The organism is Parabacteroides sp. (genome assembly GCF_977054455.1).
Map to the genome: position 1 here is coordinate 29,891 of NZ_CDRTCT010000012.1, position 16,810 is coordinate 46,700.

Below are 16,810 nucleotides of genomic sequence, written 5' to 3' on the forward strand. Positions count from 1 at the left end.
TGTTTTCGTTTCTTTGTCGTCATAATAGCAGAAATGGAACTCGAAACGTTTAAAATAACCGTGCTGCCGCTGCGGGAGAAGTTGATCAATATTTCGTGGCGGATGATGGAGGACAGGTCGGATGCAGAGGATATCGTGCAGGAGACTTTTCTGAAATTGTGGCAGATCCGCGGGAAGCTGGACAGCTATGACAGTGTCGAGGCGCTGGCTGTACAGGTGGCTAAGAACCTGGCGCTGGACAAACTGAAACAGCACCGGCCGGAAGGGACGGATGTCGCCTTGCTTTCGCTCGATTCGGGAACCAGGAACCCGGCGGAAGAGCTGGAACAGCACGATACGGTTGCCCGTATCCGTTGGTTGATAAGCAAGCTGCCTTCGCTTCAGCAAACCATTATCCGGATGAAAGACGTCGAAGGATATGAGTTGGCGGAGATAGCCGAGATAACAGGCACTCAGGTCGAAGCGGTCCGGGTGAATCTTTCGAGAGCCCGGAAAAAGATACGGGAACAGTTAATGAAGGAGTTATGATTTATAATTTATGATTTATGGGAAAGAGGAATCTACATATGATGGAGGAGTTGCTGGAACGGTATTTCGAAGGTGAGACTTCTGCCGCGGAAGAAAAGCTGATCCGTGCCTTTTTCGCTTCGGGAGAGGTGCCGGAGCATCTGTCCGCCTATGCTCCTCTGTTCGCCTATTTTGACGAAGAAATAGAACGTTATGAGGAAGCGCAAGTTGGCGAACCGGATTCGAAACCCGAACCGGTATTCGTTCCGCTCCGCCCTGCGAACCGGAAGCGTGCAATCCTTTACATCTTTTCCGGCGTGGCTGCCTGCGTGCTGGCTCTGTTGAGCCTTACCCGTCTGCTGTATCCTGCCGATCCTTGTTTCTGCTCCGATAACTATGTCGTGATAAACGGCCGTTGCTATACCGACATCCATAAGGTTCGTTCACTGGCGATCGAAGCGTTGCAGGAGGTGGCCACTCCTGCCGATGACTACTTCCCGGAAATGGATAAGGATGAGGCGGACCGACAAATAATAGACAATCAATTAAAAGAATTAGGTAGTCTTTTTAGTGAGGACGAATAAAAGAATATCAAGATGAAACAGTTGGGATATACATTATTAATAATGTTGGCGGCCTTGATGTTGGTGCCGACCGGTGTGGAAGCTGCCGAAATGCAGAAAGACCTGAAGATACAGGATGTCTTTACCCGCTACGGGAAAAAGAAGAATGTCACGATGGTGGAACTTTCCAACGAAATGCTGGAAACATACGGCATGACGCGTTACAAGAGCATTACGATCAAGAACGATCCGGACGCTCTTCGCTTTACCCGCCAATGTCTCGAAGCCGACCAACGGGGAGCACGCAAGATCAAGGAGGTGACGGACGACGGGGGAGTGGTTTCCGCTTATTACCAGCTTCCGGGCAAGGAACCCGACGTGAACCGCTTTGTCCTGTTCAAAGTCAATTCCAAAGGGACGATTACGCTGGTCTATATCGAAGGCGAACTGGACAGCGACGACCTGATCACCCTTTTATTTACCAAAAAAGATTTATAAACTGATAAACAAGAAAAGATATGAAAAGATTTCTACTGATCATAGCCGCATGCTTTCCTGCCATCGGATTGCTGGCTGCAGATGTTGAACCGATGCCGGCCGATACGGTCATCCGGTTGGAAAACAAACGTATCGTAGTGAAGGACAACGGCGAACGGATGAAAGTGAAGGTGTTCGAGCTGACCGAAGAAGGCGATTCGATAGACAGCGAAATGGTCTTCGAAGGGCATTATCGGGACGGACAGAGTTACGAACGGCGCAAGCATATCAAATCGATCAATATCCCGATCCCTTCCTGGGACAAGGATTTCGATCCGCACTGGGCGGGCTTCGGCATGGGCTTCGCCAACTTTTCCGGTAGCGACGGGATCAACGATGTGGACGGTGTTTCGCTTCGTAGCGGGAATTCGTTGGAATATAATTTGAATTTTATGGAGTTCAGTTTCCCCTTCTCCCGTCATAGATGGGCGGTTGTGACGGGAGCCGGTATGCGTTGGAGCCGTTACCGTCTGGATATGAATGCCCATTTTCAGGAAGTGGACGGTGTGACGCAATTGATTCCCGCTCCCGAAGGTGTCGTCTATAATGCCAGCAAGTTGAACATCACCAGCCTGACGATTCCGGTCCTGCTGGAATGGCAGTCGCCGAAACATCGCCGCAAGTCTCCGCGTTTCTTTGTCTCCGGGGGTGTCGTTGGCGTGGTCAAAACTATTTCTTCTTCCAAAATTGTCTATCATGATGCGGATGGCGACAAACAAAAGAAGAAGATGGATCGGGGCATGAACCTTCGTCCGGTAACGATGGATTTCTTTTTCCAGGCGGGTGTCGGTTGCATCGGTTTCTATGCCAAATATTCTCCTTTCGGCCTGTTTGAAAAGGACAAAGGCCCGAAAGTCCATCCTGTTTCGTTGGGATTGCAGTTGCATATTTAATCTTGCTTGGCGTCGTTCTTTGGAATGAGGATTAATCATTTTCGGTTCAAATCATCTTGGATTATCCTCTAAATGCCACTTGGTTATTTTATGCAATTAGGGTTCACGGCGTTTGAAAGCCCTATAGATCAGTATGCTGCTGTGAACCCTGTTTTCAATTTTGTCATATAGAGGGGATCGGATGGGTTCCATTCTTATAAACGAACCTTTTCATTACGGTAATAAGCCTCCCTTATAAAGACCGGATCGTTTCTTCGCTTAAGCCGGTGCACTTTGCGATGGTAGCTATATCCACGCCCGTCTCTTTCATTTTGGAAGCGACTTGGCGCATACCTTCGGCAATTCCTTCGGCTTTTCCTTTTGCCTCACCTTCAGCGAGCCCTTCGGCTTTCCCTTTCGCCTCACCTTCGGCAAGCCCTTCCGCTTTCCCTTCTGCGATTCCTTCCAGTCGGGAGGTGTAGATCGCGTTGTTCTGGATGTTGATGTCTTCGAGGTGACGGATGTAGACGAGGCGTTCGGCGGGCGACATGGAATAGAATTTCAACTTTTCGCGGGCTTCCTTCAGGCCGGGGACGGTCGTGTCCGGGCGGATCGTGCCGTCTTTCAGGTATTCCATCCATTCGTCCAAGGGCGTGAGAGCCACTTTGTCGAACTCGTTCACGCGGATCAGGATATATTCGGGGAAGATTTCGGCGGGAAGGCGCGAGACGAGGACATTGCGTTCGCGCTCGTTGACACGCAACTGGTCGCCCGTATGCACGCCGACGAAATGGTTCTGGCCGTGGTAGATATAGTCCGTCCCGATACCGATGTCGAAATAGAGGACGCTGATGGAGTAGACTTTCTTGATCTTGTCGTAGTCTTCACCCAAGGAGATGTGTTCGGTGATGGCTTTGGCCACGCCGTAGAGGATGCGTTCGAGGTAGTTTATCTCGCGGGTGTTCTGGATCTCGACGATGATGATCTCGCCTTTGCTGTTGAGCGCCTTGATGTCGACGCGGTTGAACTTGTCGTCGGCGCGTTCCTGGTTGCCCTCGCTTTCGAGGATCTCGACGATCTTGATCTCTTCGTTCAGCATGACGGTCAGGAAACCGTCGAGCACGTCGAAGTTGGCCTTCTGGCGCAACAGACGCTTGATGGCCCAATCAAAACGGATATACCTGTCCTGCAACTCTTTTCTTTCCATCTCTTCCATGATTTTCAGATCTGACTCTTCCTTTTTCATAGTTACTGTTTTTTATTTGTTATGTAATCCACAAATATATGCATTATTTATGAACAGGAGGATGAAACGGGAAAAATGTTTCGGATATTGCCAATATTGAGTGTGAATCATGGAGGCAAATCAAAGTAATCTCCCGGCAGACGGATCTGTAATGTACGGGTTCAACAATTTAGCCTTCCGGTTTGTTCTATTCTCGTATTAACAAATAAAACACAAATAGTTATGGCTGGAATAATGAACACTTTGTGGGACGAAAGTTCCGAACTGGAAGATGAAACGCTTACCCCGCATCCGATCTTGTCCGATGATTACACCGCTCATGATGTAACCGAATTGGACGAAACGATTGAAAAAGCGGATGAAAACGAGAAGATTATCGAAGAATCGTTGAAAACGTCTCAGGATAAGTGATTTGTTCCCGGCTGTTTCGCTTGTTTGCGGACAGCCGGGTTTCGCTTTATGTAGCACTCTTTAATAGTTGGTGACGGGAAATTATTTTCATACCTTATATACATATTGAAAATAAATCCCTACTTTTGTGCTCTAAAACATTAAAATAAACCCAACGAAGATGGCTGCAACAAAACGTATTAAACGTGCATTGGTATCGGTATACCATAAAGATGGATTAGATGAAATTTTAAAGAAGCTCCACCGCGAAGGTGTTAGTTTTGTGTCAACAGGTGGTACTCAGAAGTTTATAGAAGACTTGGGACTTCCTTGCGATGCCGTAGAGGACCTTACCGGTTATCCCTCTATCTTGGGCGGACGTGTGAAGACGCTTCACCCGAAAGTGTTCGGCGGCATTCTGAACCGTCGTGACAACGAAGGCGATCAGGATCAGATTGCCCAATATGAAATTCCTGAAATAGACTTGGTGATTGTCGACCTGTATCCGTTCGAGGAAACAGTCGCTTCCGGCGCGGAAGAACAGGCAATTATCGAAAAGATAGATATAGGCGGTATTTCTCTTATCCGTGCCGCCGCAAAGAACTTCAAAGATGTAGTGATCGTAGCATCCAAAGCCCAGTATCAGCCGTTGATGCAGTTGCTGAACGAAAAAGGTGCGGAAACTTCTATCGAAGACCGAAAATGGTTTGCCAAAGAGGCGTTTGCCGTTTCTTCAGGCTACGATTCTGCAATCTTCAACTACTTCGACGATCGCCAGGGTTCGCATTTCCGTGCTGCCGTAGACGATCCGATGCACCTGCGCTACGGTGAAAACCCGCACCAGGCTGCCAAGTTCTATGGCAAGTTCAACAATATGTTCGACCAGTTGCATGGTAAGGAGATTTCCTACAACAACCTGCTTGATATCGACTCGGCTGTCAATCTGATCGACGAGTTCGACGAACTGACTTTCGCCATTCTGAAACATAACAATGCTTGTGGTATCGCATCCCGCGGTAGCGTGGTGGAAGCCTGGAAAGATGCTTTGGCCGGCGACCCGGTGTCTGCTTTCGGAGGCATCCTGATCACGAATACGACTGTAAACAAGGAAGTGGCGGAAGAAATCAATAAGATCTTCTTCGAAGTGATCATCGCTCCGGCTTATGATGCCGACGCTCTTGAAGTATTGAAACAAAAGAAAAACCGTATCATATTGGTCCGCAAGGAATGCAAGACTTGTCCGATGCAGTTCCGTTCGTTGCTGAACGGCGTGCTGATGCAGGAAAAAGACCTTAGCATTCAGGGGGAAGCCGATCTGGAACCGATGACGGAAAAGAAACCGACGGCTCCGGAAGTAGAAGACCTGTTGTTCGCCAACAAGATCGTGAAGAACAGCAAGTCCAACGCGATCACACTGGTGAAGAACAAGCAGCTTTGTGCAAGCGGTATCGGACAGACTTCGCGTGTAGACTCTCTGAAACAAGCCATTGAAAAGGCCGCTTCATTCAATTTCGACCTGAATGGCGCCGTTATGGCTTCGGATGCGTTTTTCCCGTTTGCCGACTGTGTGGAAATTGCCGACAAGGCGGGTATCACAGCCGTTATCCAGCCGGGAGGTTCTATTAACGACAAGCTGTCCGTTGATTATTGCAACGAACATGGCTTGGCTATGGTCAAGACGGGTATTCGTCACTTTAAACACTAATTAAAATGGGATTATTTTCTTTCACACAAGAATTGGCAATGGACCTGGGGACTGCCAATACCATTATTACCTGCAATGATAAGATGGTAGTGGATGAGCCTTCCGTAATCGCTCTGGATGCTCGTTCGGAAAAGGTGTTGGCGGTAGGACGTCAGGCACGTGAGATGTACGAAAAGACCAATCCGAATATTCGTACGATCCGTCCGCTCCGTGAAGGTGTCATTGCTGACTTTTACGCTGCCGAGCAGATGATGCGGGGATTGATCAAAATGGCCAGCGGACGCAAACGCTGGTTCGCTCCTTCGCTCCGTATGGTGATCGGTATCCCGTCGGGTAGTACGGAAGTGGAAATCCGTGCCGTACGCGACTCTGCCGAACATGCCGGTGGCCGTGAAGTATATATGGTTTTCGAACCGATGGCTGCCGCTATCGGGGTCGGCATGGATGTGCTTGCTCCCGAAGGGAATATGATTGTCGACATAGGCGGTGGTACGACCGAGATCGCGGTGATTTCGCTGGGTGGTATTGTTTCTAATAAATCGATCAAGATGGCAGGTGACGACCTGACGAACGATATCGTGGAATATATGCGTCGCCAGCATAATATACGTGTCAGCGAACGTATGGCGGAACGTATCAAGATCAATGTCGGCTCCGCTTTGAGTATCCTCGAAGATGCGCCGGAAGACTTCGAAGTCTGCGGACCTAACCAGATGACGGCTCTGCCGATGAAGGTGCCTGTTTCCTATCAGGAGATCGCGCATTGTCTGGACAAATCGATCTCCAAGATTGAAGCTGCCGTTTTGAGCGCGTTGGAACAGACGCCTCCCGAATTGTATGCCGATATCGTGAAGAACGGTATCTATCTGGCCGGTGGCGGCGCTTTGCTGCGTGGTATCGATAAACGTTTGCGTGACAAGATGGGTATCGAATTCCATGTGGCGGACGATCCGCTGCATGCTGTTGCCAGAGGTACGGGGATTGCGTTGAAGAATATCGACAAGTTTAATTTCCTTATCCGGTAAATATAAGTTGAAAGTTGGGGGTTGAAGGTTGAGAATAAGCGGGTGGTACACTTGCTGAATATTCAACTTTCGACTTTCAACTTTCAATTTTCAACAGATTATGCGTAAACTTCTGGATTTTTTAGTCAGAAAGAGGCATTGGTTCTTATTCATTTTGCTTGAGATCATATCGTTGACGCTGGTGTATCGTAATAATGCGTATCAACGGAACATCATGTTCAGTTCGGCAAATGTGATAACCGGGCATATTGCCTCTGTCTCCGGCTTCGTGACTTCCTACCTGAACCTGCGTGACATAAACCGGGAGCTTCTGGAGCGGAACGGGCAACTTGAAATGGAGTTGCTCGAATTGCAGGACCAGTTGGAGATGATGCGGGCCGATACGGCTCTGTTTGCCGGTTTTGCATCCGACTCGACCGAACAGTTTCCGTATAGTTTTGTGACGGCGGATGTCGTGAACAACAGTGTTACGCATTTATCCAATTATATCACGGTGAACAAAGGCCGTAAGGATGGAGTGGAGCCGGACATGGGGGTCGTGTCCGAACGGGGTGTCGTGGGAATCGTGTCGACGGTTTCCGATTATTTTTCCGTTGTAATCCCGTTGTTGAACCCGAAGTTCAAACTGAGCTGCAAGGTGTTGGGGAGCAGTTATTTCGGGACGTTGAGTTGGAACGGGCGTAACGCGCGTTTTGCTAATCTGGATGAATTGCCGCGCCACGTGGAGTTCGAGAAAGGAGATACGATCGTGACGAGCGGTTATTCCGCCATTTTCCCGTCCGGGATTATAGTGGGCAAAGTTGTGAATTTCGAGAAACAGCATGATGATAACTTCTATTCGCTTGAAGTGGAACTGGCTACTGATTTCCAGGCCTTGAACAATGTGCGTATCATAAAGAACTACCGTCAGGCGGAGCAAAAAAATACAGAGCGGGAGGCGAAAAAGAATGATTAACAATATACTGCGGGGCTTCATCTATTTTGTGGTGTTGGTGTTGGTCCAGGTCTTGATCCTGAACAATATCCATTTCCTGCGTGTGGCCACGCCGTTCTTGTATCTTTATTTCATATTGAAAATGCCTGTGGGGAGTTCACGGACGAATGTGGTGTTTTTCTCTTTTCTGATCGGATTGGTGATCGATATCTTTTCAAATACGCCCGGAATGCATGCGTTTGCCTGTACGCTGGCCGGTTTTATCCGCCCCCCGTTGATTCAGTTGTTGATGGGAAAAGACCTGCCGGAAGGAATTAATCCTTCCTACAAAACGTTCGGATATGGCGGTTTCTTCCGCTACACGCTGTTTTTTGTCGTGATTCATCATGTGGCGTTGTTTTTGATCGAGTCGTTGACTTTATTCGATCCGCTGTTCCTGGCGATTCGCGTCGCAGCGAGTGTGGTGACAACGACCTTGTTAATTTGTACAATAGAAGCATTCAATATAGAGTCCCAGAAAAGTGGAGATTAATACGAAGTATACTCTTGAGAACAGGCGTTACGTGATTGGCGGCGCCGTTGTTCTGCTGGTTCTCATCTTTATCATTCGTCTGTTCTTCCTGCAAGTGGTGGACAGCGATTATAAAGCGTGGGCTGACAGCAATGCGTTTCAGAAAAAGACACTGATCCCTTCCAGGGGTATCATTTATGACCGCAACGGGAAATTGCTGGTCTATAACCAGCCTTCTTATGAGGTCATGCTGATCATGCGTGAGATCCAACCGTTCGATACGCTCGACTTCTGCAATATCCTCGGTATTACAAAAGAACTGTTTGTAAAACGTATAGCCGAAATCAAGAACAGGCGGCTGAATCCCGGTTATTCTTCTTATGTCCCGCAGGTGTTTATGAATCACCTCTCCGCACAGGAATGCGGCGTCTTGCAGGAAAAGCTATATAAATTCCCCGGTTTTTATATCCAGAACCGTACGATCCGGGAATATGAATATCCCTATGGCGCCCATCTGTTGGGCAATATCGGGGAGGTCAACCGGGGGGATATCGAAAAAGATCCCTACTATGTGCAGGGAGATAATGCCGGACGTTCGGGCGTGGAATTGTCTTACGAAGAGGCTCTACGCGGTGTGAAAGGTGTGGAGATCCTGCTGCGGGATGCGCATGGACGTATAAAAGGGCGATATGAAGAAGGCCGTCACGATGTGGCTCCCGTGTCCGGCAAGAACCTGACGCTTTCGATCGATATGGATTTGCAGGCTTTGGGTGAGAAGCTGATGCAGAACAAGAGGGGCAGCATTGTCATGATCGAGCCGGAAACCGGGGAGGTCCTGTGCATGGTTTCTTCGCCTTCTTACGATCCGAACTTGTTGGTCGGCCGCCAGCGGGGGAAGAACCATATCATGCTGTCGAAAAATTCGGATAAGCCTTTGCTGGACCGTGCCATCATGGGCCGTTATCCGCCGGGATCGACATTCAAGCCGACACAGGCGTTGACTTTCCTTCAGGAGGGGGTGATTACGACAGAGACCCTGTACACCTGTGCACATGGATATACAGGGGCCCGGAACGGCAAACCGGCCTGCCACGGCCATCCTTCTCCTCTGAATGTGACCTATGCGCTGGCTACTTCCTGCAACTCCTTTTTTTGTTGGGGGTTGCGTGATATGATCGATAGCCGCCGGCGTTATCCGAGCGTGGGAGAGGCGTTTGAGGTCTGGAAAAACTACTTGGTATCTATGGGATACGGTTATAAGCTGGGTATTGACCTGCCTGGGGAAAATAGAGGTTTTTTGCCAAACAGCGAGTATTATGACAAATATCATGGTAAACGTTGGAGTTCCAGTACTGTCATCTCCATTGCGATCGGGCAGGGTGAAGTGTTGGCTACGCCATTGCAGATTTGTAATCTGGCGGCAACCATCGCTAACCGGGGGTATTTTATTACTCCTCATGTCGTGAAGGAGGTGCAGGACACCCCGTTGGATTCCCTTTACACGGATAAACGGTACACGATGGTGGAACGCAAGAATTATGAAATCGTAGCCGAAGGTATGCGGAATGCCGTTATAGGCGGGACTTGCCGGGGGGCGGCTATTCCGGATATCGAAGTCTGCGGCAAGACCGGTACGGCCGAGAATCCGCATGGAAAAGACCACTCGGCCTTTATCGGTTTTGCTCCTTATCGGAATCCGAAGGTCGCCATCTGCGTGTATGTGGAGAATGGCGGTTTCGGTGCGACCTACGGCGTGCCGATCGGCAAGCTGATGATGGAGAAGTATCTGAAAGGCGAGATCTCGGAAGAGAACAAGTTGCTGGAAGAGACGATGTCGAATGCGGTTGTATCGCCAAACGTTTTATCTTTACCGAATCGTGAGTTATAGGAAGACAGAAATATGGAAGACGGTTGACTGGTTGACGATCATCCTTTATGTGGTGTTGATCGTAGCCGGGTGGTTCAGCATCTGCGGTGCCAGTTATGAATTCGATAACGTGGGGTTGTTCGATCCGTCGGGTCGTCCCGGTTCGCAGTTGATATGGATGGGGTTGTCGGTTGGGTTGATCTTTGTGATCCTGATGCTGGAGAGTGAGTTTTTTGATGTTTTCGCTTATCTGATATATGCCGGTGTCATCGTGTTGCTGATAGCTACGATCTTTCTGGCGCCGAATATAAAAGGTTCCCATTCGTGGCTCGTTTTGGGGCCTGTCAGGTTGCAGCCGGCGGAGTTTGCCAAGTTTGCGACGGCACTTGCTGTCGCGAAGCTGATGAATACGTATGGTTTCAAGTTGACTGTTCCTAAAAACTTCATACTCGTCTTGTCGCTGATATTCCTGCCGATGGTTTGCATCCTGTTACAGCAGGAGACTGGTTCGGCGCTGGTTTACCTGGCTTTCTTCCTGATGTTATACCGGGAGGGGATGTCGGGATATATTCTTTTGTCGGGAGTCTGCGCGGTCGTCTTTTTTGTCACCAGCATGAAGTTCTCGGATGTAACGGCGGGGGCTACGGCGGTGGGAGAGTTGCTGGTCTCTTCTTTGATCCTGTTGATCACGGTTATCCTGATACAGATTGAAAGAAAAGACACCCGTGCGATACAGGTGATATTGGGCGCTGCGGGAGTAGCCTGTTTAGGGGGGTATGCCGCTTCTTTCTTTATGCCGGTCGATTATTCCTTGATATCGATCGGACTGGTCTTGCTGGCTGCCTGCTATCTGATTTTCCTTTCTGTCCGCAACTGGGTGTGGCATTATGTGCTAATCGCTGTCTTTGCATTGGGATCGCTGGCTTTTATGTATTCGGTGGATTATGTGTTTACCGATATCCTGGAACCGCATCAGCAGATACGCATCAAGGTGTCATTGGGGTTGGAAGACGATCCGAGCGGTGCCGGCTATAATGTGAACCAGTCGAAGATCGCGATCGGTTCGGGTGGGTTTACCGGAAAAGGCTTTCTGAACGGTACGCAGACCAAGTTGAAGTATGTACCAGAGCAGGATACCGACTTTATCTTTTGTACGGTAGGTGAAGAACAGGGGTTCATCGGGGCCTCGGCTGTCTTGTTGTTGTTCGGATTCCTGATCCTGCGCCTGATCGTGCTGGCGGAGCGGCAAAGCTCCACTTTCAACCGGGTGTACGGCTATAGTGTCGCTTCTATCTTTTTCTTCCATTTGGCCATTAATATCGGGATGGTGACGGGGCTTACGCCTGTGATCGGCATTCCGCTGCCTTTCTTTAGTTACGGCGGTTCCTCCCTTTGGGGGTTCACGATCCTGCTCTTTATCTTCCTTCGCCTGGATGCTTCCAGGAGGGAACGGTAGGGCTAAGGGCTGCTCACTTGGCCGGGCGAACCGAGAAACCGATTTCCTGTATTCCTTTCAAAGCATCGTCGCGCATCCCCTGGCGGAAACTGAACGTATATTGTCCGGCATGCGGAAACTTATATTGCGAATGAATGGGAAAACTGCTTTGGTATAAGGAAATGCCATGTCCGTGCCATTTGCCGAATTCGTCGGCAAGCATGCATTCGATGGTGTCCCGGCGGAGCGGGCCGATCGGCTGCTCTTCACTGCAGAAAAGCCATAAGTTCTGATAGGGGTACAAGTTATTGTTCCTTACTTCCAGTGTCAGGTCGTAAGGAACAGATATATCCTTCACCTCGAAGGTGAAATAGTATTCCTTGTCCTTTTCCCACGTGATATTGTTGATCGCCTGGTATTGGTCGTACAAGGCTGGGTTTTCGCAGGAAAAGAACAGAGAACAAGTCAGTGCGGCAATGACTCCTTTAAGCTTCCGGCTTTGTGTCCGGCTTGCTTTCCGGTTTGGCAGCAGGCTTAGCTTGTTGCTGAGGTTTGTCATTATTCGGTTGCTTATCGTTATTTACTCGGCTCGGACGCGGTCTGTTACGGTTGTTTTCGCGGTTCTCCCGTTCGCGATTGTTTTCCCGGTTGTTGTTCTCCCGGTTTCCGTTGTTACGGTTGCGGTTTCCGTTTCTGTTGCCGTTCCCTTTGCCGTTTTTATTTTCGTTGCCGTTGTTGCCGTTCGCTTTTTCTCCGTTGGAAGGTTTGCTGTTCCCTTCGTTGCCGGTGTTGGCGGCGGCTTCTTTCGGCAGGTTTTCCTTGTTGCCGTTATTTTCCTTGTTGCCGTTTCCGTTGCGTTTCTTTTTCTTCTTTTTCAGGGAAGCATCGAAACGGGTAACACTGTCCTGGCCCAGGATATCCTGCGCATCGCGTTTGGGCGGCTGCGGTTTGGTATCGGCTTCGAGCGTGACGGGCTTCATGCCTTTCTTGTTCATGTTGATCACATCGAAGGCGCGGTTGGCTGAGATCGTAATCAGGTTGGCCGCGAACGATTTATCGGTAGAGTAGGTGATTTCCCGTTTGAAGATATCCGTTTTAAAGTGATAATAGGTATTGTCCTTTGTTTCCAGCACCACTTCACGGGACGGTAAGCGTTTTTGCGCTTCCACATAGGCGTCCACTTCATAGTTGATGCAACATTTCAGCTTGGCGCATTGGCCGGCCAACTTCTGGGGATTCATGGATATATCCTGATAGCGGGCGGCTCCGGTGGCTACCGATACGAAACTCGTCATCCAACTTGAACAACACAATTCTCGTCCGCAAGGACCGATACCTCCGATGCGTCCGGCTTCCTGGCGGGCACCGATCTGCTTCATTTCGATGCGGACACGGAAGGCTTCGGCGAGTACCTTGATCAACTGGCGGAAGTCGACACGCTCGTCGGCGATGTAATAAAAGATCGCCTTATTGCCGTCACCCTGGTATTCCACGTCCCCGATCTTCATATTCAGTCCCAAGTCGGCAGCGATCTGGCGCGAACGGATCATTGTGGCGTGTTCCTTGGCCTTCGCCTCTTCGTATTTCTCGATATCGGTCGGTTTGGCTTTACGATACACCTTTTTGGGTTCATTGCCTTCGCCGATGCGGACATTGTTCTTTTTCATCTGGAGAAGGACGAGCTTGCCGGTCAGTGTCACGGTCCCGATATCATGTCCGGGGCTGGCTTCCACTGCGACTAAATCTCCTTTTTCCAGAGGTATCTTGGAACTGTTGAGGTAATACCCTTTGCGGGTATTTTTAAACTGCACTTCCACGTAATCGGTAGCGTTTGCCGCATCGGGCACGTCGCAAAGCCAGTCGTAGGTGTTCAGTTTATTATTTTGTATCTTGCTGCATCCTTTTTTACCCATGCAGCAACTTCCTGTATTTAATTTAAAATCCATTTGTCTGGTATATATAATGTATTTATAGTGCGTACAATTACGCAAAAATAGTCAAAATATTTGGTTCGTAGCAAATGAAGAATGAATTATAAAGAGAAAGGGCAAAACAGAATGCTCCGTTTTGCCCTTTTCGATATCGTTGTCCGTGCTGATTTACTTAACCAGACCGTGACTTTTAAATACTTTGTGGATTGCTTCCAATGCGTAGTCAAGCTGTTCGATCGTGTGAGTCGCCATCAGTGAGAAGCGGATCAGCGTATCTTCAGGCGCAACAGCCGGAGAGACTACCGGGTTTACGAAAATACCGGCTTCGAACAATTCTTTTACAATCAGGAATGTCAGATCATTGTTGCGGATAAACAACGGAATGATCGGGGTTGAGGTATGGCCGATTTCGCACCCCATGTTACGGAATCCGTCCAATGCATAGTGAGTCAGTTTCCACAGGTGCTCGATGCGTTCCGGTTCGCTCAGCATGATGTCGAGTGCTGCGCCGGCGGCTGCTGTAGCGGCTGGAGTATTACTTGCACTGAATATGTAAGAGCGGGAGTTATGGCGGAGATAGTTGATCGTCTCCTTGTCAGAAGCGATAAAACCGCCGATAGAAGCAAGCGACTTGCTGAATGTGCCCATGATCAGGTCTACATCGTCGGTTACGCCGAAATGGTTGCAGGTCCCGCGACCGTGATCGCCCAGAACACCCAGGCCGTGTGCTTCGTCTACCATTACGCTTGCATTATATTTCTTGGCTAACGCAACGATTTCCGGTAATTTGGCAATGTCGCCTTCCATACTGAACACGCCGTCGATAACGATCAGCTTCACCTTGTCGGGTTCGCATTTCTGGAGTTGCTTTTCTAAGGACTCCATATCGTTATGCTTGTATTTCAGTTTGGTAGAGAAGGAAAGACGGTGTCCTTCGATGATGGATGCATGGTCCAGCTCGTCCCAGATGATATAGTCTTCACGTCCTGTCAGGCAGGAAACGACACCTAAGTTCACCTGAAATCCCGTAGAATAAACGATGGCATCTTCTTTTCCGACAAATTCGGCCAGACGTTTTTCCAACTGAATGTGCAAATCCAGCGTTCCGTTCAGGAAACGCGAACCGGCACAACCCGTACCATATTTCTTAATGGCATCAATAGCCGCCTCTTTTACTTTCGGATGGTTTGTCAGGCCCAAATAGGCGTTAGAACCAAACATCAGGACTTTTTTACCGCTGATCATTACTTCCGTATCCTGATCACTTTCAATCATTCTGAAGTATGGATAAATTCCTGCGGCCATAGCCCGCTGAGGTGCATCGTACTTTGATAGTTTCTCTTGTAAAAGTTTCATATTATAATTAACAGAGAATGATTTTCTCGCTACGTTGTTATTCTAAAAGAACCCAGGTCTGCTTACTACATAATATCTATGTTTCGGCAAATCCAGCCGCAAAAGTAGTAAAAAAATAACTTATAGTAGCCGAAATGCTTTAAAAGTTTTACAAAAGCATTATTTTTGTCCTCTCAAAGTAAGTAGCAGTGAGAATGGAGGGACAAACAATCAATATACAGGCCATTATAAATCCGATTTCGGGTGTCGGTTCGAAAAGAAAGATTCCGAAAATGATTGAAACCGCTTTTGCGGGCGAAAATTGTTGTGTTGAAATTTCTTTTACGGAATATCCCGGACATGCCAGCGAACTGACGCGGCAAGCCCTCGATAAAGGAGCCAATTGTGTGATTGCCGTCGGGGGAGACGGGACTGTGAACGAGATTGCCCGCGCCATGCTCCGTTCGGATGCCGTGCTGGGGATTATCCCGAAAGGTTCCGGCAACGGCCTGGCGCGTGAATTGCATATTCCGATGGATGTACGCCGGGCGATCGACCTGATCGTAAAGGGGCACGTCTCGACAATCGATTGTTGCAAGGCGAACGGACGTATCTTTTTCTGTACCTGCGGAGTCGGTTTCGATGCGGCGGTCAGCCAGAAGTTTGCCGGGGAGAAACGTCGCGGGTCGCTTACTTATATAAAAAACACGGTGGAGGAATATCTGAGCTATCAACCCGAACCTTATGAACTCTTGATCGACAACCAGACGGTCAAGGAGAAGGCGTTTTTGGTGGCCTGCGGGAATGCTTCGCAGTATGGTAACAATGCGTTTATCGCTCCCCATGCCAATATCCAGGATGGTAAAATGGATATTACGATCCTTTCCCCTTTCGGTCCGCTGGACATAGCACCGTTGGCTATCCAGCTATTCACGAAGCAGATCGACCGTAACAGCAAGATCAAGACATTCAAAGGAAAAGAGGTGACGATCATCCGCCAGAAACCGGGAGTCATGCACCTGGACGGCGAGCCGGTCATGGCGGACAGCCGGATCGAAATCTCCGTTCTTCCTAAATCATTGAACGTATTGACGCCGGAAACTGTTTCTTTTACGGAAGAGGTGCAGAACCTGTTTGGTGAAGTAACTCGTTTCTTCGATAAGAAACTCCCTTACATCTTTAGATAAAAATCTTTGGTCAGGTTGACATATTCATCGGTGTACTGATGTCTTGCAATCTCGATGGCCAACCGGTCGGAACGAACGGGAGATGCGGGTGGTTCTGCCGTCAGCTCGGCCAACAGCCGTTTCGGTTCGGCACCGGGCACGGGTATGACGGAAGTTTCTTTCAAAAGGAACAGGTTTTGTGTCCGGATGCAATCCGCAAGACGTTCTTTCTGGTCGTAGGGCAGGATGAGGGCGATGCGTCCCTGCGGGGCAAGCAGCCTGCGGCTGTCCTGCAACAAATCTTCCAATGTCAGCGTATCGGTGTGCCGAGCCGTGTTCCGTTTCCGGTCGGGACATTTCAATGAATCGGCGAAATAAGGAGGATTGGATACAATCAGGTCATATAAGTTCGTGCCGGCTTGTGCGAAATCGGACAGGGCGGAATGCCGGATCTTTATCCGTCCGGCAAAAGGGGAGGATTCTGCATTTTCCTGTGCCTGAAGACAGGCATCGGCATCTATGTCGATAGCGTCGATAGCCGCCTTGCTGCGTTGAGCCAGCATCAGGGCGATCAGTCCGGTCCCTGTCCCGATGTCCAGTATGCGGTTGCACGATTCCGTTCCGGCCCATGCACCGAGCAGAACACCGTCGGTTCCTACTTTCATTGCACATTTATCATGACGTATGGTAAATTGTTTGAATTGGAAAAAAGGATTTGACATAGTAATTGACAATTGTTTTGTGCAAAAGTAATCGGAATTGAGTTAAAAATAGTAACTTTGGCAC

At 49.1% G+C, this 16,810-nt stretch carries 17 protein-coding genes; 12 read left to right on the forward strand and 5 right to left on the reverse strand.

Features of this window, described 5'->3' with window-relative positions:
* The first annotated feature begins 33 nt into the window (after positions 1 to 33).
* From ACW6QF_RS07505 to ACW6QF_RS07520, 4 genes are read left to right on the forward strand one after another with little or no spacing between them, the layout of a single operon-like run.
* Positions 34 to 528 (forward strand): RNA polymerase sigma factor, encoded by a 495-nt coding sequence (locus ACW6QF_RS07505; protein ID WP_456087348.1) that lies wholly within the window; start codon positions 34 to 36, stop codon positions 526 to 528.
* A gap of 17 nt (positions 529 to 545) precedes the next feature.
* The gene (locus ACW6QF_RS07510) at positions 546 to 1,091 is read left to right on the forward strand and encodes a hypothetical protein (protein WP_456087349.1); all 546 of its coding nucleotides are present in this window, start codon (positions 546 to 548) and stop codon (positions 1,089 to 1,091) included.
* Between the two features lie 12 nt (positions 1,092 to 1,103).
* Complete coding sequence (locus ACW6QF_RS07515) at positions 1,104 to 1,568, forward strand: hypothetical protein (protein ID WP_456087350.1); 465 nt, start codon at positions 1,104 to 1,106, stop codon at positions 1,566 to 1,568.
* A gap of 20 nt (positions 1,569 to 1,588) precedes the next feature.
* Positions 1,589 to 2,500 (forward strand): outer membrane beta-barrel protein, encoded by a 912-nt coding sequence (locus tag ACW6QF_RS07520; protein ID WP_456087351.1) that lies wholly within the window; start codon positions 1,589 to 1,591, stop codon positions 2,498 to 2,500.
* Between the two features lie 232 nt (positions 2,501 to 2,732).
* On the opposite strand, the gene ACW6QF_RS07525 is transcribed toward ACW6QF_RS07520, so the two are convergent.
* Entirely contained in the window at positions 2,733 to 3,725 is a 993-nt protein-coding gene (locus ACW6QF_RS07525) for an Rpn family recombination-promoting nuclease/putative transposase (RefSeq protein WP_456087352.1), read from the reverse strand.
* Positions 3,726 to 3,947: 222 nt separating this feature from the next.
* On the opposite strand from ACW6QF_RS07525, the gene ACW6QF_RS07530 reads away from it, so the two are divergent.
* The 7 genes from ACW6QF_RS07530 (at position 3,948) to rodA (ending at position 11,613) form a co-directional block, all read left to right on the forward strand.
* Entirely contained in the window at positions 3,948 to 4,136 is a 189-nt protein-coding gene (locus tag ACW6QF_RS07530; RefSeq protein ID WP_456087353.1) for a hypothetical protein, read from the forward strand.
* 160 nt (positions 4,137 to 4,296) lie between these two features.
* Positions 4,297 to 5,820 carry a bifunctional phosphoribosylaminoimidazolecarboxamide formyltransferase/IMP cyclohydrolase gene (gene purH / locus ACW6QF_RS07535; protein WP_456087354.1) on the forward strand — a complete coding sequence of 508 codons (1,524 nt, stop codon included), beginning with the start codon at positions 4,297 to 4,299 and terminating at the stop codon, positions 5,818 to 5,820.
* Positions 5,821 to 5,825: 5 nt separating this feature from the next.
* A complete protein-coding gene (locus tag ACW6QF_RS07540) occupies positions 5,826 to 6,845 on the forward strand; it encodes a rod shape-determining protein (protein ID WP_005640987.1) in 1,020 nt (339 codons plus the stop codon).
* 100 nt (positions 6,846 to 6,945) lie between these two features.
* Entirely contained in the window at positions 6,946 to 7,800 is an 855-nt protein-coding gene (mreC, locus tag ACW6QF_RS07545) for a rod shape-determining protein MreC (RefSeq protein WP_298548862.1), read from the forward strand.
* Positions 7,793 to 8,311: a rod shape-determining protein MreD gene (mreD, locus tag ACW6QF_RS07550; RefSeq protein WP_456087355.1), complete on the forward strand. Its 519-nt coding sequence runs from the start codon at positions 7,793 to 7,795 to the stop codon at positions 8,309 to 8,311. The genes mreC and mreD overlap by 8 nt, the downstream gene beginning before the upstream one ends.
* The gene (gene mrdA / locus ACW6QF_RS07555) at positions 8,301 to 10,178 is read left to right on the forward strand and encodes a penicillin-binding protein 2 (protein ID WP_456087356.1); all 1,878 of its coding nucleotides are present in this window, start codon (positions 8,301 to 8,303) and stop codon (positions 10,176 to 10,178) included. Before mreD ends, mrdA begins: the two co-directional genes overlap by 11 nt.
* Positions 10,168 to 11,613: a rod shape-determining protein RodA gene (rodA, locus tag ACW6QF_RS07560; RefSeq protein ID WP_456087357.1), complete on the forward strand. Its 1,446-nt coding sequence runs from the start codon at positions 10,168 to 10,170 to the stop codon at positions 11,611 to 11,613. Before mrdA ends, rodA begins: the two co-directional genes overlap by 11 nt.
* A gap of 13 nt (positions 11,614 to 11,626) precedes the next feature.
* Here the strand turns inward: rodA and ACW6QF_RS07565 are convergent, their stop codons facing one another.
* From ACW6QF_RS07565 to spt, 3 genes are all read right to left on the reverse strand, one after another.
* A complete protein-coding gene (locus tag ACW6QF_RS07565; protein WP_036724653.1) occupies positions 11,627 to 12,151 on the reverse strand; it encodes a gliding motility lipoprotein GldH in 525 nt (174 codons plus the stop codon).
* Complete coding sequence (locus tag ACW6QF_RS07570) at positions 12,078 to 13,538, reverse strand: PSP1 domain-containing protein (protein ID WP_456087358.1); 1,461 nt, start codon at positions 13,536 to 13,538, stop codon at positions 12,078 to 12,080. Before ACW6QF_RS07570 ends, ACW6QF_RS07565 begins: the two co-directional genes overlap by 74 nt.
* A gap of 153 nt (positions 13,539 to 13,691) precedes the next feature.
* On the reverse strand, positions 13,692 to 14,879 hold the full coding sequence (gene spt, locus ACW6QF_RS07575; RefSeq protein ID WP_298548873.1) for a serine palmitoyltransferase: 1,188 nt from the start codon (positions 14,877 to 14,879) through the stop codon (positions 13,692 to 13,694).
* Between the two features lie 194 nt (positions 14,880 to 15,073).
* Here spt and ACW6QF_RS07580 point away from each other — a divergent pair, with 194 nt between their 5' ends.
* Complete coding sequence (locus ACW6QF_RS07580) at positions 15,074 to 16,045, forward strand: diacylglycerol/lipid kinase family protein (protein ID WP_298548876.1); 972 nt, start codon at positions 15,074 to 15,076, stop codon at positions 16,043 to 16,045.
* On the opposite strand, the gene ACW6QF_RS07585 is transcribed toward ACW6QF_RS07580, so the two are convergent.
* Positions 16,030 to 16,746 carry a tRNA1(Val) (adenine(37)-N6)-methyltransferase gene (locus ACW6QF_RS07585; RefSeq protein ID WP_456087359.1) on the reverse strand — a complete coding sequence of 239 codons (717 nt, stop codon included), beginning with the start codon at positions 16,744 to 16,746 and terminating at the stop codon, positions 16,030 to 16,032. The two genes, ACW6QF_RS07580 and ACW6QF_RS07585, sit on opposite strands and share 16 nt — an antisense overlap.
* Positions 16,747 to 16,810: the final 64 nt, after the last annotated feature.